The sequence below is a fragment of the Candidatus Pantoea communis genome (assembly GCF_011752685.1).
Lineage (GTDB): Bacteria > Pseudomonadota > Gammaproteobacteria > Enterobacterales > Enterobacteriaceae > Pantoea > Pantoea communis.
Genome location: NZ_VWXC01000009.1, coordinates 1 through 16891, shown reverse-complemented (window position 1 = coordinate 16891; position 16891 = coordinate 1). Strand labels below are relative to the sequence as shown.

20 protein-coding genes are annotated in these 16891 nt (G+C 53.3%); 13 read left to right on the top strand and 7 right to left on the bottom strand.

Going from position 1 to position 16891, the window contains the following annotated elements:
• Window positions 1–82: 82 nt before the first annotated feature.
• Together F3J37_RS13250 and aspA are read right to left on the bottom strand one after the other, a co-directional pair.
• Complete coding sequence (locus F3J37_RS13250; RefSeq protein ID WP_166933793.1) at window positions 83–1384, bottom strand: anaerobic C4-dicarboxylate transporter; 1302 nt, start codon at window positions 1382–1384, stop codon at window positions 83–85.
• Between the two features lie 117 nt (window positions 1385–1501).
• Window positions 1502–2938, bottom strand: a complete 1437-nt coding sequence (aspA, locus tag F3J37_RS13245) for an aspartate ammonia-lyase (protein WP_007886584.1) — start codon at window positions 2936–2938, stop codon at window positions 1502–1504.
• Between the two features lie 375 nt (window positions 2939–3313).
• Between aspA and F3J37_RS13240 the strand changes: the two genes are divergently transcribed.
• From F3J37_RS13240 to F3J37_RS13225, 4 genes are all read left to right on the top strand, one after another.
• Window positions 3314–3766: an FxsA family protein gene (locus F3J37_RS13240; RefSeq protein ID WP_097119018.1), complete on the top strand. Its 453-nt coding sequence runs from the start codon at window positions 3314–3316 to the stop codon at window positions 3764–3766.
• Window positions 3767–3961: 195 nt separating this feature from the next.
• Complete coding sequence (locus F3J37_RS13235; RefSeq protein WP_021507766.1) at window positions 3962–4255, top strand: co-chaperone GroES; 294 nt, start codon at window positions 3962–3964, stop codon at window positions 4253–4255.
• A gap of 45 nt (window positions 4256–4300) precedes the next feature.
• Complete coding sequence (gene groL / locus F3J37_RS13230) at window positions 4301–5953, top strand: chaperonin GroEL (protein ID WP_034826677.1); 1653 nt, start codon at window positions 4301–4303, stop codon at window positions 5951–5953.
• A gap of 198 nt (window positions 5954–6151) precedes the next feature.
• Window positions 6152–6499, top strand: a complete 348-nt coding sequence (locus F3J37_RS13225) for a DUF4156 domain-containing protein (protein ID WP_034826674.1) — start codon at window positions 6152–6154, stop codon at window positions 6497–6499.
• A gap of 70 nt (window positions 6500–6569) precedes the next feature.
• Here F3J37_RS13225 and epmB read toward each other — a convergent pair whose 3' ends face one another.
• Window positions 6570–7598 carry an EF-P beta-lysylation protein EpmB gene (gene epmB, locus F3J37_RS13220; protein WP_166933791.1) on the bottom strand — a complete coding sequence of 343 codons (1029 nt, stop codon included), beginning with the start codon at window positions 7596–7598 and terminating at the stop codon, window positions 6570–6572.
• 41 nt (window positions 7599–7639) lie between these two features.
• Here epmB and efp point away from each other — a divergent pair, with 41 nt between their 5' ends.
• The 4 genes from efp (at window position 7640) to epmA (ending at window position 9772) form a co-directional block, all read left to right on the top strand.
• On the top strand, window positions 7640–8206 hold the full coding sequence (efp, locus tag F3J37_RS13215) for an elongation factor P (protein WP_034826669.1): 567 nt from the start codon (window positions 7640–7642) through the stop codon (window positions 8204–8206).
• 55 nt (window positions 8207–8261) lie between these two features.
• Window positions 8262–8396, top strand: coding sequence for an entericidin A/B family lipoprotein (locus tag F3J37_RS13210; RefSeq protein ID WP_034826667.1), 135 nt, complete (start codon window positions 8262–8264; stop codon window positions 8394–8396).
• Window positions 8397–8500: 104 nt separating this feature from the next.
• Window positions 8501–8635 (top strand): entericidin A/B family lipoprotein, encoded by a 135-nt coding sequence (locus tag F3J37_RS13205; RefSeq protein ID WP_038649531.1) that lies wholly within the window; start codon window positions 8501–8503, stop codon window positions 8633–8635.
• A gap of 159 nt (window positions 8636–8794) precedes the next feature.
• Window positions 8795–9772, top strand: a complete 978-nt coding sequence (gene epmA / locus F3J37_RS13200; RefSeq protein WP_166933789.1) for an elongation factor P--(R)-beta-lysine ligase — start codon at window positions 8795–8797, stop codon at window positions 9770–9772.
• 69 nt (window positions 9773–9841) lie between these two features.
• On the opposite strand, the gene degS is transcribed toward epmA, so the two are convergent.
• The 3 genes from degS to zapG all read right to left on the bottom strand — a co-directional run bounded on the left by degS (window position 9842) and on the right by zapG (window position 12894).
• Window positions 9842–10921: an outer membrane-stress sensor serine endopeptidase DegS gene (gene degS, locus F3J37_RS13195; RefSeq protein WP_034826661.1), complete on the bottom strand. Its 1080-nt coding sequence runs from the start codon at window positions 10919–10921 to the stop codon at window positions 9842–9844.
• 86 nt (window positions 10922–11007) lie between these two features.
• Window positions 11008–12378, bottom strand: a complete 1371-nt coding sequence (degQ, locus tag F3J37_RS13190; protein ID WP_058961870.1) for a serine endoprotease DegQ — start codon at window positions 12376–12378, stop codon at window positions 11008–11010.
• Between the two features lie 111 nt (window positions 12379–12489).
• Window positions 12490–12894, bottom strand: a complete 405-nt coding sequence (zapG, locus tag F3J37_RS13185; RefSeq protein WP_034826655.1) for a Z-ring associated protein ZapG — start codon at window positions 12892–12894, stop codon at window positions 12490–12492.
• Between the two features lie 184 nt (window positions 12895–13078).
• Between zapG and zapE the strand changes: the two genes are divergently transcribed.
• From zapE to sspB, 5 genes are all read left to right on the top strand, one after another.
• Window positions 13079–14206 (top strand): cell division protein ZapE, encoded by a 1128-nt coding sequence (gene zapE, locus F3J37_RS13180; RefSeq protein WP_160868474.1) that lies wholly within the window; start codon window positions 13079–13081, stop codon window positions 14204–14206.
• 239 nt (window positions 14207–14445) lie between these two features.
• On the top strand, window positions 14446–14874 hold the full coding sequence (rplM, locus tag F3J37_RS13175) for a 50S ribosomal protein L13 (protein ID WP_034826650.1): 429 nt from the start codon (window positions 14446–14448) through the stop codon (window positions 14872–14874).
• A gap of 15 nt (window positions 14875–14889) precedes the next feature.
• Window positions 14890–15282 (top strand): 30S ribosomal protein S9, encoded by a 393-nt coding sequence (gene rpsI / locus F3J37_RS13170; protein ID WP_034826648.1) that lies wholly within the window; start codon window positions 14890–14892, stop codon window positions 15280–15282.
• Between the two features lie 327 nt (window positions 15283–15609).
• A complete protein-coding gene (gene sspA / locus F3J37_RS13165; RefSeq protein ID WP_034826645.1) occupies window positions 15610–16251 on the top strand; it encodes a stringent starvation protein SspA in 642 nt (213 codons plus the stop codon).
• 3 nt (window positions 16252–16254) lie between these two features.
• The gene (sspB, locus tag F3J37_RS13160) at window positions 16255–16737 is read left to right on the top strand and encodes a ClpXP protease specificity-enhancing factor (RefSeq protein WP_034826642.1); all 483 of its coding nucleotides are present in this window, start codon (window positions 16255–16257) and stop codon (window positions 16735–16737) included.
• A gap of 45 nt (window positions 16738–16782) precedes the next feature.
• Here the strand turns inward: sspB and F3J37_RS28125 are convergent.
• The coding region (locus tag F3J37_RS28125; RefSeq protein ID WP_237449393.1) for a hypothetical protein at window positions 16783–16891 on the bottom strand (109 nt) is incomplete at its 5' end.

The window sequence follows — 16891 nt, the reverse complement described above, 5'->3', positions numbered from 1 at the left end:
AGGATGTAATCAGCTCCGGTGGCGAATGAGCCGCGATGATAGCACGGCCGCCTCGCCACGAGGTTTTCAGGATGTAACGGCGCTACAGAATCAGGCTACCAAACAGAAAGCCAAACGCCACGGAGAAGGCAATCGCCAACACGCCGGGAATGATAAAGGAGTGATTAAACACAAACTTGCCGATTCGGGTCGAACCGGTGTCATCCATTTCTACGGCTGCCAATAAGGTGGGGTAGGTTGGCAACACAAACAGCGCCGAAACGGCGGCAAAGGAGGTAACGGCGGCCAGCGGGGAAACGCCGAGCATCAGTGCCGCAGGCATCAACGCCTTGGTGGTCGCTGCCTGTGAATAGAGCAGGGTAGCAGCGAAGAACAATATTAACGCCAGCATCCACGGGTAGCTCTGCAACATATCGCCAGCCGCAGTCTGGATGTCCGCCAGGTGGGCTTTGACAAAGGTATCGCCTAGCCATGCCACTCCCATCACGCAGATACAGGCACTCATACCGGATTTGAACGTACTGGCGCTGAGGATTTCGCCGGTATCCACTTTGCAGGTTAGGCAAATCAGTGTGGCAACGGTGAGCATAAACACCACAATCGCTTCGTTACGAGGCAGCATTGGGTTGCTGATTAATCCAACGCTGTCGCTGATCGCCGTGGCGTAGAGCACAACTGCCGCTATGCCGATCAGGAATAGCCCGACCGCACGTTTGGCGCCAGGCTTAATGTCATAGACGCGTTCTCCGCGCAGTGTGACTTCACCTTTGGCTAAGCGCGCCTGATACACCTCGTCTTCTTTTAACTCTTTACCAAGAAAGCTGGTGATCACGGCGGCACAGAATATCGCGGTCATCGTGGCTGGGATCGATACGCCCAGCAGCGCCAGATAGCTGACACCGCGCGGTTCCAGAATCGACGCGAAGAACACCACTGCAGCAGAGAGCGGCGAAGCGGTAATGGCAATTTGCGAGGCGACGACGGCGATCGATAACGGGCGAGAAGGGCGAACGCCTTGCTCTTTGGCGACTTCAGCAATCACCGGCAGCGTGGAGAAAGCGGTATGCCCCGTGCCTGCCAGCAGCGTCATTACATAGGTGACCAGTGGGGCGAGGAAGGTGACGTAACGCGGATGACGGCGCAGCAGGCGCTCGGCCAAACCGACCATGTAATCGAGTCCGCCTGCAATCTGCATCGCGGCAATTGCGGCAATCACTGCCATGATAATTTCGATCACATCGAAGGGAATCGCGCCCGGCTTCATGCCGCAGAACAGCGTCAACACCAGTACGCCCAATCCGCCGGCAAATCCAATCCCGATGCCGCCTAGACGTGCACCCAGCCAGATCGCCAGCAGGACAATCAATAATTCCACTAACACCATTCATTCCGCTCCTGAGCCGTGGGGGAAATCTCGACTCTTAAAGTTGTAGCCGCCAATAAGAAAAAAGCACGCCGTATTGTATACAGGCGTGCTTTTGGCAACTTGATCCGGAACGGATTACTGTTCGTTTTCGTCGGTGTAGCGTTTGGCTTTGTAGGTCGGATGCATCAGGTTTTGAATGGAGAAGATGTCATCCAGTTCCGCTTCGGTCAGCAGACCGCGCTCCAATACCACTTCACGTACGCTCTTGCCGGTTTCCGCACAAATCTTGCCGACGATATCGCCATTGTGGTGGCCGATATACGGGTTGAGATAAGTGACGATACCGATGGAGTTGAACACGTAAGCTTCACATACGGCTTTGTTAGCCGTGATGCCGTTGACGCATTTTTCCAGCAGGTTGAAGCAGGCGTTGGTCAGAATGCTGATCGACTCAAACAGCGCCTGGCCAATCACCGGTTCCATTACGTTGAGCTGAAGCTGACCCGCTTCTGACGCCATGGTCACGGTAATGTCGTTGCCGATAACCTTGAAGCACACCTGGTTCACCACTTCTGGCACCACCGGGTTCACTTTGGCTGGCATGATTGATGAACCGGCCTGCAGTTCTGGCAGGTTGATTTCGTTCAGACCCGCACGTGGGCCGGAAGAGAGCAGGCGCAGGTCGTTACAGATCTTCGACAGTTTCACCGCCAGACGTTTCAGCGCAGAGTGCACCATCACGTAAGCACCGCAGTCAGAGGTCGCTTCAATCAAGTCTTCTGCCGGGACGACAGGCAGATTACTGACTTCCGCCAGACGCTGAACGGCCAGCTGCTGATAGCCATCCGGGGTGTTGAGGCGAGTCCCGATGGCCGTCGCGCCCAGGTTTACTTCCAGCAGCAGTTCTGCGGTGCGCAGGATGCTGCGGGTTTCTTCATTCAGCAGCACGTTAAACGCGTGGAATTCCTGGCCCAGCGTCATCGGTACGGCATCCTGCAGCTGGGTACGACCCATCTTGAGGATATTTTCGAACTCGACCGCTTTACGCTGGAAGCCTTCACTGAGCTGGCTGATGCCGTCCAGCAGTTTCAGAATTGAAGCGTAAACCGCAATACGGAATCCGGTGGGATAAGCATCGTTGGTCGACTGACACTTATTCACGTGATCGTTAGGGTTGAGGTACTGGTATTCACCTTTTTGGTGGCCCATCAGTTCCAGACCGATGTTTGCCAGCACTTCGTTGGTGTTCATGTTGACCGAGGTGCCCGCGCCGCCCTGATAGACGTCAACCGGGAACTGATCCATGCATTTACCGTTATTCAGCACTTCATCACAGGCCTGAATAATGGTGTTTGCGATGTTGCGAGGGATTGTTTGCAGCTCTTTGTTGGCGAGCGCGGCTGCTTTTTTGACCATCACCATACCGCGGACAAATTCCGGTATGTCACTGATTTTGTTGTTACTAATGTAGAAGTTCTCAATCGCACGCAGAGTATGAACACCGTAGTAAGCGTCTGCCGGAACTTCGCGCATGCCTAACAGGTCTTCTTCGATACGAATGTTGTTCGCCATGATTACCTTCTTATTATTTCTGCGGTGTCACTGCCGGGCGACCGGGATGGTCGGGCGGCAATCACTGTGCAGGTGAAGCAATTATATTGTCGTGGATTACCAGCACCGACATTTTATCCATCTTCGGGCTGGCGGGCACGATCATATTCTGTTGTTACAGAATTGTTTGTGCACAGATCACTTTACGGGCATTTACTGGCCCAGCGGTAATAACGATATGTGATGTAGTTCGCAATTTTAAGTCAGTGGGAAAAATTTGGCAGGATCGGTTGAAATCGCGGGTTGAGATGCCCATCTCTATCAATACGGTCAGACAGACCATCCCTTTCTGCTGCCTGGCAAGAAGCGAGGCAGCCCTACTCACAGGAGATATCGGTGCGCTGGATACCGTTCGTGATTTTTTTTGTTCTGGCCTGGATTGAGATCTCAATTTTCATTCAGGTTGCACATGCCCTCGGCGTGCTGCTTACCATGCTACTGGTGATCTTCACCTCGTGCATCGGTGTGTCGCTGGTGAAAAACCAGGGTATGAAGAACTTCCGTCTGATGCAGGAGAAGCTGGCGCGCAATGAAAGCCCAGCGGCGGAGATGACCAAAAGCGTTTCACTGATTATTTCGGGCTTCTTACTGCTGTTGCCGGGCTTCTTTACTGACTTCCTCGGTTTGTTGCTGCTGTTGCCTCCGGTGCAGAAACATCTGACGCTGAAATTAATGCCGCATCTGCGTGTGTGGCGCGGACCCGGCGCCGGGCCGGACAGTGGCTATACCATGGATGGCGAATACGAGCGTAAAGATCAGGATCAAATCGGACACGATAAAGATCGATAAGAAGAGAAGGGCGGCGAGAGTCGCCCTTTTTGCTGTCTTTTTCGTCAATGGTTACAAAAACGAAAATTTTTTATTTTTTGCCCCTTGAAAGCCTTTTTTAGTGACCCTATCTCTCTCTCCACGAGGCCGGAAGCCATGCAGTCCGGTTCAACCCAAAAAACTGAATGATTGGACTTCTCAAAGGAGAGCTACCAAATGAAAATTCGTCCGTTGCACGATCGCGTTATCGTCAAGCGTAAAGAAGTTGAAGCTAAATCTGCTGGCGGTATCGTTCTGACCGGCTCTGCAGCTGGCAAATCAACCCGTGGTGAAGTTCTGGCTGTGGGTAATGGCCGCATCCTGGAAAACGGTGATGTTAAGCCGCTGGACGTGAAAGTTGGCGATCTGGTTATCTTCAGCGAAGGCTACGGTGCCAAAACTGAGAAGATCGATAACGAAGAAGTTCTGATCATCTCTGAAAGCGACATCCTGGCGATTGTCGAAGCGTAATTACGCGTAATTCACTGAACGAAACGAATTTAAGGGATATTTGAAATGGCAGCTAAAGACGTAAAATTCGGTAATGACGCGCGCGTAAAAATGCTGCGTGGCGTGAACGTACTGGCAGATGCAGTAAAAGTTACCCTGGGCCCGAAAGGCCGTAACGTGGTTCTGGATAAATCTTTTGGTGCACCGACCATCACCAAAGATGGCGTTTCTGTAGCACGTGAAATCGAGCTGGAAGACAAGTTCGAGAACATGGGTGCACAGATGGTGAAAGAAGTGGCCTCTAAAGCGAACGACGCTGCGGGCGACGGCACCACCACTGCAACCGTTCTGGCTCAGTCTATCGTGAACGAAGGCCTGAAAGCCGTTGCGGCTGGCATGAACCCAATGGACCTGAAGCGCGGTATCGATAAAGCCGTTGCTGCTGCCGTTGAAGAGCTGAAAGCGCTGTCTGTTCCTTGCCAGGATACTAAAGCCATTGCTCAGGTAGGTACCATCTCTGCTAACTCTGATGAGTCAGTCGGTACCCTGATCGCGAAAGCGATGGATAAAGTGGGCAAAGAAGGTGTTATCACCGTTGAAGAAGGCACCGGCCTGCAAGACGAGCTGGACGTGGTTGAAGGTATGCAGTTCGACCGTGGCTACCTGTCTCCTTACTTCATCAACAAGCCAGAAACCGGCGCAATCGAACTGGATGCACCGTTTATCCTGTTGGCTGACAAGAAGATCTCTAACATCCGTGAACTGCTGCCAGTACTGGAAGCGGTTGCGAAAGCCGGTAAACCACTGCTGATCATCGCTGAAGATGTTGAAGGCGAAGCACTGGCAACTCTGGTGGTTAACACCATGCGCGGTATCGTGAAAGTGGCTGCGGTTAAAGCACCTGGCTTCGGCGACCGTCGTAAAGCAATGCTTCAGGATATCGCAATCCTGACCGGCGGTACCGTCATCTCTGAAGAGATCGGTATGGAGCTGGAAAAAGCGACCCTGGAAGATCTGGGTCAGGCTAAGCGTGTTGTGATCAACAAAGATACTTCTACCATCATCGATGGTGTGGGCGATCAGGGGGCAATCTCTGGCCGTGTGACTCAGATCCGTCAGCAGATCGAAGAAGCAACTTCTGATTACGACAAAGAAAAACTGCAGGAGCGCGTAGCGAAACTGGCAGGCGGCGTAGCCGTTCTGAAAGTGGGTGCAGCCACTGAAGTTGAAATGAAAGAGAAGAAAGCACGCGTTGAAGATGCCCTGCACGCTACCCGTGCTGCGGTAGAAGAAGGCGTGGTTGCTGGTGGTGGTGTTGCACTGGTTCGCGTTGCAGCCAAGATCGCTGCTTCTGGCCTGAAAGGTCAGAACGAAGATCAGAACGTGGGTATCAAAGTTGCGCTGCGCGCAATGGAAGCTCCACTGCGTCAGATCGTTTCTAACGCCGGTGAAGAGCCATCTGTTGTTGCTAACAACGTGAAAGCAGGCGACGGCAACTACGGCTACAACGCTCAGACTGAAGAATACGGCAACATGATCGACTTCGGTATCCTGGACCCAACCAAAGTGACCCGTTCTGCGCTGCAGTACGCGTCTTCTGTTGCGGGCCTGATGATCACCACCGAAGCGATGGTAACTGACCTGCCTAAAGGCGATGCTCCTGATTTAGGTGGCGCTGGCGGCATGGGTGGCATGGGTGGCATGGGCGGCATGATGTAATTTGCCCCTGACTGCTTAAGTCATGTGAAAAACCCTCGATCGGAAACGGTCGGGGGTTTTTCTTTTGGTGGCGAACAAGGTATAAGTAAGAGCGCAATACTTCGGCTTTGCGGGTTTAGGGCAATGAATGTTCAGAAAAAAAGTGCGCTTTTCTGCTACGCTGCCGCCCGACACTGATGATAATAAATGGGGATTACAATGCGGATTAACCTCTTGCTCGGACTGGCGGTAGGGACTTTACTGCTGGCGGGCTGCAGCAGCTCCAATCAACTGAGTTCCGGCGGACAGCGTGTCACTTTCGTTGACCAACAGCCTGGAAGCCAATGTCAGCTGCTGGGCAATGTCACCGGCTCACAGAGCAACTGGTTGAGCGGTTCAGGCGGTGAAGGCAGTTCTTTGCGTGGCGCAGCCAATGACCTGCGTAACCGCGCGGCAGAGATGGGTGGCAACGTGATTTACGGTGCAACCAGCCCAACGCAGAACCTGCTTTCAGCTTTCGCACCGCTTGACAGCAAAATGTCTGGTCAGGTGTATAAGTGCCCGTAATGGCATGAAAGAGATGTAAAAAAAGCCGCTGATGCGGCTTTTTTTGTGGGCGCAATGTCTCGCGCGGCGGTTATTCCTGACGTAGCTGTAAATCCAGCGGCGTTTTACTTGGCTCTCCGCCAATCTCGCGCGCCAGTTTTGGCACCATGTAACCTGAGACCATGGTCAGCAGCTGGCGTACCAGGGCACGCGCTTCATCATCCGAAACAAAGAAATGCGCCGCGCCCTGTACTTTATCCAGCACGTGCAGGTAATAGGGCAGAATACCGGCATCAAACAACGCGTTGCTCAGATTAGCCAGCGCGTGTGCATCATCATTGATACCGCGCAGCAGCACGCTTTGATTAAGTAAAGTGACGCCCGCACGTTTGAGCATCTGCATGCCGTAGTGCAGCTCATCGTCAATCTCTTGCGCGTGGTTGATATGACTCACCATCAGCACTTGCAGGCGTGTCTCGGCCAGAATCTGGCATAACCCTTCGGTAATACGTGCGGGAATCACCACCGGGAGGCGGCTATGAATGCGCAGACGCTTCAGATGGGGGATTTTCTCCAGTGCGCCCACCAGCCACGCCAGCTCATGGTCTTTAGCCATCAGCGGATCGCCACCCGAGAAGATAATCTCATCCAGTTCTGGATGCTCAGCGATGTAATCGATCGCCGCCTGCCAGTTACGCTTATTGCCCTGATTATCCTGATAGGGGAAATGGCGACGGAAGCAGTAGCGGCAGTTAACCGCACAGCCACCTTTCACCAGCAGCAACGCACGGTTTCGATACTTATGCAGTAAACCGGGCACCACGCTACTTTGCTCATCCAGCGGGTCAGTGCTGTAACCTGGCGCATCGACAAATTCCTGACGGCTGGTTAATACCTGCAGCAAAAGGGGGTCGTGCGCATTGCCTGGCGTCATGCGTTGAATGAAGGCACGCGGCACGCGCAGCGCAAAAAGCTTGCGCGCATCGTTGCCTGCGGCCAAATCAGCATGCTGTTCGAGAGATAAAAGTCGCAGTAATTCAGTAGGATCGGTGACAACATCAGCAAGTTGCTGCAACCAATCTTCTCTGATGGGGGGATTTAGGGTTACAATGTTTGCCATTTTTTTGGCTATTACCAGTTCAATATTTACAGAGGGCCTTTATGGCGACTTATCTTAGCAACGATTTCCGTCCCGGTCTTAAAATCATGTTCGAAGGCGAGCCATATGCCATCGAAGCCAGTGAGTTCGTTAAACCGGGTAAAGGCCAGGCATTTGCACGCGTTAAAATGCGTCGTCTGCTGACCGGTTCTCGCGTTGAGAAGACCTTCAAATCTACCGACTCTGCCGAAGGCGCAGACGTTCGTGATATGACGCTGCAGTACTCTTACAACGACGGCGACTTCTACTACTTCATGCACCCAGAGTCTTTCGAGCAGTATCAGATCGAATCTAAAGTGCTGGACGACGTGACCAAATGGTTGCAGGACAATGCGGATTGTATCGTTACCCTGTGGAACGATAAAGCGATCGCTGTTCAGCCACCGAACTTCATCGAAGCAGAAGTCATCGAAACAGATCCAGGTCTGAAGGGTGATACTGCCGGTACCGGCGGCAAGCCAGCGACCCTGTCTACTGGCGCAGTGATCAAAGTTCCACTGTTCGTCCAGATTGGCGAAGTGGTTAAAGTTGACACCCGCTCTGGCGAATACGTTTCTCGCGTAAAATAATTGCCAAATCAGGCGCATCACTCGATGCGCCTTTTTTCTCTATGAGTTCAGAATAATGAAAAAGATGGCGAAATTGGCTGTTTTTGCGTTGCTGGTCTCTTCTGCTTTAAGTGCCTGCAACACTTTCCACGGCTTTGGTGAAGACGTCTCCCATTTGGGCGGTGCCATTTCACGCGCAGCTGATAAATAAATTGCGAGGGCGCCGCCTTTTCTCAGCGGCTTAGCCAGCAAGGTTGTGTATAAGGTCTATGCTTGAATGGCTGTACTTTTACTGCAACCAACAAGGATATGGCTATGTTAAAGAAAAGTATTGTCGCGATTCTTTCTGTTCTGGTGCTTTCCTCTGTGTTGACCGCCTGCAACACCACCCGTGGTGTTGGCGAGGACGTTCAGGCCGGTGGCAAAGCGATTCAGCGCAGCGCACAGTGATCCAAACCGGTGCGAAACCCGATTTCGTACCGGATTCCCTGATTCCCTCTTTCTTTGTCTGAAAAAGCACCGCTAACGCCTTCGATCCCGTCACGCCGTTGTTTGCCGTAGCCAATACGGGTAGACTTCTCCCCCTTATCTGTATAAGGAGTCACCAACATGAGCGAAACGGCAAGCTGGCAGCCGAGCGCACCCATTGCCAATTTGTTGAAACGCGCCGCTATTTTGGCGGAGATTCGTCGTTTCTTTGCCGATCGCGGCGTGCTGGAGGTCGATACCCCGGCGATGAGCCAGGCAACCATCACGGATATCCATCTGGTGCCGTTCCAGACGCGCTTTGTGGGTCCAGGTGCAGCGGAAGGGCGCGATCTGTGGCTGATGACCAGCCCGGAATATCATATGAAGCGTCTGCTGGCGGCGGGCAGTGGCCCAATCTATCAGATGGGACGTTGCTTCCGTAACGAAGAAGCAGGGCGCCACCATAATCCTGAGTTCACCATGCTGGAGTGGTATCGTCCTCACTACGATATGTATCGCCTGATGAATGAAGTCGACGATCTGATGCAGCAGGTGCTGGAGTGCGATAGCGCCGAATCTTTATCGTATCAGCAGGCATTTATTCGCCATCTGGAACTTGATCCTTTGTCAGCGGATAAAACGCAGCTGCGTGAAGCCGCGACGAAGTTGGGTGAGGGTGAACTGGCGAATCGTGAAGAAGACCGCGATACCTTGTTGCAGCTGCTGTTTATGCTGGGTGTTGAGCCGAAGATTGGTAACGAGAAACCGTGCTTCGTGTATCACTTCCCGGCCAGTCAGGCGGCATTGGCCGAAATCAGCACTGAGGATCATCGCGTCGCGGAGCGTTTCGAGGTGTATTACAAAGGCGTGGAGTTGGCTAACGGCTTCCGCGAATTGACCGATAGCCGCGAACAGCGTCAGCGCTTTGAGCAGGATAATCGTCGCCGTGCAGCGCGTGGTTTACCGCAGCATCCGATTGATACCAACCTGCTGGATGCGCTGGGACATGGCATGCCTGCATGTTCAGGTGTGGCGTTGGGTGTGGATCGTTTGATTATGCTGGCGTTGAAAGCCAATGCATTAAGCAACGTGATTGCCTTCCCGGTGGATCGCAGCTAATCATTCTTGCTCAGGCAGGGTGTTTCAGACAACAACGGCGCATGTATTGCGCCGTTGTTCATTTAAGGGTTACTGCTGCGTCGTGGGTGCGGCTGGCGCTTCGGGGAACTCCTGAATAGTGACTGGCAGCATCATCTTTTGTTCGTTACGCAGAACCTGCACCTGAATCACCGATCCTGGACGAATCTCGGCGACCTGATCCATGGTTTCCTGCGCCGACAGCGCCGGTTTGCCGTTCACCTGTAAAAGCACATCATTGGCTTGAATGCCTGCCCGATCGGCTGGCCCGCCTGGCGTAACCTCACTGACGATAATACCCTGTGCACGATCCAGACTGCTGCCCTGACCGTGTAGCGGCGGCAGCTCACGGCCGGTGATGCCGATATAGCCACGAATGACCCGACCGTCACGAATCAATTTATCCATGATCTTGGTTGCTAACGCGGTTGGAATCGCAAAGCCAATCCCTTCCGGCGTTTCGCCATCATTGCTTTTATCAAATGTCAGGGTGTTAATGCCCATTAGTTCGCCGAGCGAGTTAATCAGCGCACCGCCTGAGTTGCCCTGATTGATGGATGCATCGGTCTGCAGGAAATTTTGACGACCCGATGAGCTCAAGCCCACGCGCCCGGTGGCACTGATAATGCCCTGAGTGACGGTCTGCCCGAGGTTGTAGGGGTTACCAATCGCCATCACCACATCGCCGATATGTGCGATACGGTTAGCGTTAATCGGAATCACCGGCAGGTTAGTGGCGCTGATCTTCAGCACCGCTAAATCGGTCATCGCATCTGAACCCACTAAGGTGGCTTCAAAGAAACGACCATCCTGCAACGCCACAATGATCTGGTCGGCGTTATTAATGACATGCTTGTTCGTGAGAATGTAGCCTTTCACGTTCATGATCACGCCAGAACCCAGCGTGGTGATACCGCGATTATTGTTGCCATGGGCACTGCGGTTGTAGACGTTGACCACCGCAGGCACAGCGCGGCGCACCCCCTGATTGAAGCTCACGGGGGATTCATCATCACTGTTGTCATGATCAAAGGTGACGTTGCTGCTCATACGCAGCGCAGGGATCGCTACCAGCAGCAAACCCGCTACGATCAGGCCCATCACCACAGAACGCAAAAGTTTAAGAAACATGGTGTTATTTCAGGAAAGGTGGGATCGCTGGGCAGAATAACATGAGAAAGGCGGACAAACACCTGCTTGTCCGCCTGTTGCGAGGATTATCGCATAAGTAAGTAAATGCTCTCGTCGCCACGCACCACGTTCAGTGCCAGGATCGCGGGTTTACTTTCCAGCGCTTTACGCATTTCAGCCAGCGAGGTCACGCGATCGCGGTTCACACCGACAATCACATCATCTTTCTGCAAACCTGCCTGCTCAGCTGGCGTGCCTTTTTCGATGGCATCCACTTTCACGCCTTTATCGCCGGCTTTAGAGGCACCATCGCTCAAGGTGGCACCTTGTAACGCCGGAGACATCAGCTGGGCGCTGGCGGTGGTTTGCGCGCTCTGTTCCAGCGTCACGGTCACCGTCACCGGTTTGCCTTCACGCAGCAGACCAATTTTTACCTGCTGACCCGGTGGGGTGGTGCCCACTTTTACGCGCAACTCGGCAAAGCTGGTGATCGCTTTGTCATTGATGGAGGTGATGATGTCGCCCGCTTTAATGCCCGCTTTCTGCGCCGCCGAGTTAGGCAGCACTTCAGAAACAAAGGCACCACGCTGAGCGTCAACGTTAAAGGCTTTGGCGATGTCAGGCGTCATTTCGGTGCCTTTAATGCCCAACTGACCACGCTTCACTTCACCAGACTGAATCAGCTGCTGCGCGAGGTTCATCGCCATATTGCTGGGAATCGCGAAGCCGATACCAATGTTGCCGCCGCTGGAGGCCAGAATCGCGGTGTTGATACCAATCAACTCGCCATTCAGGTTCACCAGCGCACCGCCGGAGTTCCCCCGGTTAATCGCCGCATCGGTCTGGATGAAGTTTTCCAGGCCTTCAAGGTTCAACCCGCTGCGGCCCAACGCCGAAATAATGCCGGAGGTGGCCGTTTGGCCAAGACCGAAGGGGTTACCGATAGCCACGGCAAAATCGCCCACTTTTAGTGAGTCAGAGTCGGCGATTTTCACCTGCGTCAGATTTTTAGCGCCTTCAACCTGAATCAGCGCGATGTCGGTTTGCTCATCATGGCCAATCAGTTTGGCATCATATTCATTGCCATCGCTGAGCTGGACGCTGATTTTATCGGCACCGTTCACCACGTGGTTGTTGGTGAGAATGTAACCTTTAGCCGCATCAATGATGACACCTGAACCAAGGCCCTCAAACGGTTGCGGCTGGGATTGTCCCGGTGCCTGGCCAAAGAAGCGCTTCAGCGGTTCAGGAATATCCTGTGCCTGCTGGCCGCTGTCGGTGCCTTCAACATGCACGCTAACGACCGCGGGCAGAACTTTTTCCAGCATGGGTGCCAGACTCGGCAGTGCTTGTCCCTGCACCTGTGCGGGCAGCGTCGCCATCGCGCCAGGCGTTGCCGCCAGACTCATCCCAATACTCAAGGCTAATGCGCTTAACAGTCGTGCTTGTTTTTTCATTGCTACAACGCTCTCGCTGCGAAAGAAGAAAGGGGATAGAAAGTGTGACAGTAGTTTGGCGTAAGTGTTCGAAAAACAAAAAGGGCACAGCTAAGCTGTGCCCCAAAAGGATTATTTACGCGGAGTGCGGTCGCTACCACGCAGCAAACCCGATGCGCCATCAGAGTAATCACGCGGCATTTGCACCGGTGCCTGATCGTTATCCGCTTCGGCTTCCGTCAGCTGATAAGCAAACGGATTTTTTTCGCCCGGCAGATTTGGCAACAGGTCATTCGAACCCTTTGCCATATGCTGATACAGCTGGCGGTAGTCATGTGCCATGTTGTCCAGCAATTCTGCGCTGCGCGCAAAGTGGTTGGTGAGCTCTTCGCGATAATCTGCCAGCTCAGCCTTCGATTTTTCCAGTTCGTACTGCATGCTACGCTGCTCACGTAGCTTCTTGTTGCCAAAACGCATGACAACTGCGCCGACAATAATGCCAATCACTAAACCAATCAGCCCGTATTCCCAGGTCATAATGACTCCCGTGTAATTTCCGTTGCTTCGTAGGGCATTGCTTCTGTTTCCACTTCAATAGCAGTCACTATACCCAATAATCTTATGGAAGTGGAACTCTCGGGCTGCATCGCTTAGTGTAGTGCGGCCTAATTTTCGCCAACCGACCCGTGAATCGGACTTTTTCAGGGATTCTGAGAGAACCATGCAAACCTCATCTCCGCTTGCCCGCTATGAGCAGGCGCTATCACAGGGCGAATTTCGTCCGGATGATGTACAACGTGAAGCCATTACCCGCTTAGATGCTATCCAGCAAGGATTGATCGCCCGCAAGCCCGCGCAGGAACCTGTGGCGAAAGGGCTGTTTGGCCGCCTGTCGAAGCTGATGTCCAAAGAGAAAAGCAGCAACGAAGCGCCGGTGCGCGGGCTGTATATGTGGGGCGGCGTGGGTCGCGGTAAAACCTGGGTGATGGATTTATTTTTTCAGTCTATTCCTGGCGATCGCAAACTCCGCCTGCATTTTCATCGCTTTATGCTGCGGGTCCATGAAGAACTGACCCAGTTACAGGGCCATAGCGATCCGCTGCTGATTGTGGCCGACCGCTTTAAAGCAGAAACCGATATTCTCTGCTTCGACGAATTCTTTGTGTCCGATATTACCGATGCGATGCTGCTGGGTACGCTGATGGAAGCACTGTTCGATCGCGGCATTGCGCTGGTGGCGACGTCCAATATTCCGCCTGACGATCTCTATCGCAATGGCCTGCAGCGCCCGCGTTTTCTGCCCGCTATCGAACAGATCAAACGCCATTGTGATGTGATGAACGTGGATGCGGGCATCGACTACCGCTTGCGTACACTGACATCCGCGCATCTGTGGAATTTCCCGCTTAACGATGCCACGCATGCTGAAATGGAGCGCATGTTCCGCGCCTTGTCCGGCAAGCCGCGTGAAGATGCGCCGGTACTGGAAATTAACCACCGTCAGATGCCAACGCTGGGCGTTCATGAAGGCGTGCTGGCGATTGATTTCCTCGCGCTGTGTGGCGAGGGACGTAGCCAGCATGACTACATCGAGCTATCACGCCGCTTCCACAGCGTATTGCTGTATGATGTGCCGGTGATGATTTACAAGACCGAAGATCAGGCACGCCGCTTCCTGGCGCTGGTCGATGAATTCTACGAACGCCACGTGAAACTGGTGGTGGCGGCCGAAACCTCACTGTTTGAAATTTATCAGGGCACGCGCCTGAAGTTTGAGTATCAACGCTGCTTGTCGCGTTTGCAGGAGATGCAAAGCGAAGAGTATTTGCGTCTGCCGCATCTGCCCTGATGGCGTGGGCAAAAATCGCAGGATTTCGATGCAAAAAGGTTCGATCTTTGAGTTCGACTTCTCTATAATCTTGCGACCCCACGTTACAGCATCGGTTTTCTTTCCCAAGAACTCGATGTGATCCGGTAACTCACTTGAAGGGGTGGCTTGCTGGGCAAAATGGTCGTGTGAGCCTCAATCGTTTACTTAGCGTTTGGGATTTCACCAACGTGTAACTTTTTATTTGGGTAAGCTTTTCAATGAAAACTTTTACAGCTAAACCAGAAACCGTACAGCGTGACTGGTATGTTGTTGACGCAACGGGCAAAACCTTGGGTCGCCTGGCGACTGAACTGGCGCGCCGTCTGCGTGGTAAGCACAAAGCGGAATACACTCCGCACGTTGATACCGGTGATTACATCATCGTTCTGAACGCTGAGAAAGTTGCTGTAACCGGCAACAAGCGTACTGACAAGATTTACTATCACCACACTGGCCACATCGGTGGTATCAAGCAAGCGACCTTTGCAGAGATGATCGAGCGCCGTCCTGAGCGTGTGATTGAAATCGCGGTTAAAGGCATGCTGCCGAAAGGCCCACTGGGTCGTGCTATGTACCGTAAACTGAAAGTTTACGCAGGCAACGAGCACACTCACGCGGCGCAGCAACCGCAAGTTCTTGACATTTAATCGGGATTATAGGCAATGGCTGAAACTCAAAACTACGGCACTGGTCGCCGCAAAAGCTCTGCCGCTCGCGTCTTCATCAAGCCGGGTAGCGGTAACATCGTCATTAACCAGCGCTCACTGGAGCAATACTTCGGTCGCGAGACTGCACGCATGGTCGTGCGTCAGCCGCTGGAGCTGGTTGATATGGTTGGTAAATTTGACCTGTACATCACCGTTAAAGGTGGTGGTATTTCTGGTCAGGCTGGTGCGATCCGTCACGGTATCACACGCGCTCTGATGGAATACGACGAGTCTCTGCGTCCTGAACTGCGTAAAGCGGGCTTCGTTACCCGTGACGCACGTGAAGTTGAACGTAAGAAAGTCGGCCTGCGTAAAGCACGTCGTCGTCCGCAGTTCTCTAAGCGTTAATTGTTGCTGCTTCGGCAGACACAATTTGCTCAAAAAACCCGCTTCGGCGGGTTTTTTATTGTCACCATTCACGATTTTTCACGCTAAAAACGCGAGCTTTACCCGCATTTTGCCCGCAAATCATTATCCCTGCCCCACAAGCTGCTTAAAATCTGGTAAACTCACTGACACTTTGCGCCCGCAAGCCGGAGCGTTGTGCGTGTTATTTCTGTCGGGACGACGGGAAAGCGCCACTGACGTTGGCTGTGTGCGAATCTGATGAGCAGGTGAGTCGCCGCGTGGTTGGCTATTCGCAGTATCTTTTTGTGAACAAACTTGGAGGTTTTCATGGCTGTCGCTGCCAACAAACGTTCGGTAATGACGCTGTTTTCTGGTCCGACTGACATTTTTAGCCATCAAGTACGTATTGTACTGGCTGAAAAGGGCGTCAGCGTGGAGATCGAGCAGGTTGAAACGGATAACCTGCCGCAGGATCTGATTGACCTCAACCCGTATCGCACTGTACCAACGCTGGTCGACCGTGAACTGACGTTGTATGAATCACGCATCATCATGGAATACCTGGATGAGCGTTTTCCGCATCCACCGCTGATGCCTGTTTACCCGGTTGCCCGTGGTGAAAGCCGCCTGATGATGCATCGCATCGAGCAGGACTGGTACACCCTGATGCGCGCCATCGAAACCGGTAACAACGCTGAAGCAGATGCCGCGCGCAAACAACTGCGTGAAGAACTGCTGGCGATTGCGCCATTGTTCTCGCGTACGCCGTTCTTCATGAGCGAAGAGTTCAGCCTGGTCGACTGCTACCTGGCACCGCTGCTGTGGCGTCTGCCGCAGATGGGCGTGGAACTGGTTGGCGCGGGTTCTAAAGAGCTGAAAGGCTACATGACACGCGTATTTGAACGTGACTCTTTCCTCGCTTCATTGACGGAAGCAGAACGTGAAATGCGCCTGCAAGCCCGGGGCTAATGTATGGAAATGTCGCAATTAACGGCTCGTCGTCCGTATCTGCTGCGTGCGTTTTATGACTGGCTGCTCGATAACCAGTTGACGCCGCATTTGGTGGTCGACATCAATCTGCCTGGTGTGCAGGTGCCGCTGGAGTATGCGCGTGATGGCCAGATCGTTCTGAACATTGCGCCGCGCGCTGTCGGTAACCTCGACCTCGCCAATGACGAAGTGCGTTTCAATGCGCGCTTCGGCGGCGTGCCGCGCCAGGTTTCTGTGCCAATGGCTGCTGTGCTGGCCATTTACGCACGTGAAAACGGTGCAGGAACCATGTTCGAACCGGAGCCGGCTTACGAGCTGGAAACCAACGAACAGGAAGGCCAGGAAGAGACGATGATGTCAGTGATTGATGGCGATCGTCCCGACGATGCGGCTGATAACGATCACTCGCCGGATGATGAACCGCCACCGCGTGGTGGACGTCCTTCATTGCGCGTGGTGAAGTAAATCGCATGCAATAAAAAACGGGCCAATTGGCCTAATGCCAGTCAGTTAAGCCTGACTGGCATTTTTTCTTCTTGCTGTCGGATATTTATAGGGTCTCTCTTTCACCACCCTTGGGAACGAGCGCTCCCGTCGTCCCGGCAGTCTGACCATCTCT

Excerpts from the sequence above, each read along its gene's own strand:
- groL (WP_034826677.1), top strand. The coding sequence starts at position 4,301 with ATGGCAGCTAAAGACGTAAAATTCGGTAATGACGCGCGCGTAAAAATG.
- efp (WP_034826669.1), top strand. The coding sequence starts at position 7,640 with ATGGCGACTTATCTTAGCAACGATTTCCGTCCCGGTCTTAAAATCATG.
- zapG (WP_034826655.1), bottom strand. The coding sequence starts at position 12,894 with ATGACCTGGGAATACGGGCTGATTGGTTTAGTGATTGGCATTATTGTC.
- epmB (WP_166933791.1), bottom strand. The coding sequence starts at position 7,598 with ATGGCAAACATTGTAACCCTAAATCCCCCCATCAGAGAAGATTGGTTG.
- rplM (WP_034826650.1), top strand. The coding sequence starts at position 14,446 with ATGAAAACTTTTACAGCTAAACCAGAAACCGTACAGCGTGACTGGTAT.
- F3J37_RS13210 (WP_034826667.1), top strand. The coding sequence starts at position 8,262 with ATGAAAAAGATGGCGAAATTGGCTGTTTTTGCGTTGCTGGTCTCTTCT.
- F3J37_RS13205 (WP_038649531.1), top strand. The coding sequence starts at position 8,501 with ATGTTAAAGAAAAGTATTGTCGCGATTCTTTCTGTTCTGGTGCTTTCC.
- degS (WP_034826661.1), bottom strand. The coding sequence starts at position 10,921 with ATGTTTCTTAAACTTTTGCGTTCTGTGGTGATGGGCCTGATCGTAGCG.
- F3J37_RS13250 (WP_166933793.1), bottom strand. The coding sequence starts at position 1,384 with ATGGTGTTAGTGGAATTATTGATTGTCCTGCTGGCGATCTGGCTGGGT.
- aspA (WP_007886584.1), bottom strand. The coding sequence starts at position 2,938 with ATGGCGAACAACATTCGTATCGAAGAAGACCTGTTAGGCATGCGCGAA.
- F3J37_RS13235 (WP_021507766.1), top strand. The coding sequence starts at position 3,962 with ATGAAAATTCGTCCGTTGCACGATCGCGTTATCGTCAAGCGTAAAGAA.
- sspB (WP_034826642.1), top strand. The coding sequence starts at position 16,255 with ATGGAAATGTCGCAATTAACGGCTCGTCGTCCGTATCTGCTGCGTGCG.
- degQ (WP_058961870.1), bottom strand. The coding sequence starts at position 12,378 with ATGAAAAAACAAGCACGACTGTTAAGCGCATTAGCCTTGAGTATTGGG.
- zapE (WP_160868474.1), top strand. The coding sequence starts at position 13,079 with ATGCAAACCTCATCTCCGCTTGCCCGCTATGAGCAGGCGCTATCACAG.
- epmA (WP_166933789.1), top strand. The coding sequence starts at position 8,795 with ATGAGCGAAACGGCAAGCTGGCAGCCGAGCGCACCCATTGCCAATTTG.
- sspA (WP_034826645.1), top strand. The coding sequence starts at position 15,610 with ATGGCTGTCGCTGCCAACAAACGTTCGGTAATGACGCTGTTTTCTGGT.
- F3J37_RS13225 (WP_034826674.1), top strand. The coding sequence starts at position 6,152 with ATGCGGATTAACCTCTTGCTCGGACTGGCGGTAGGGACTTTACTGCTG.
- rpsI (WP_034826648.1), top strand. The coding sequence starts at position 14,890 with ATGGCTGAAACTCAAAACTACGGCACTGGTCGCCGCAAAAGCTCTGCC.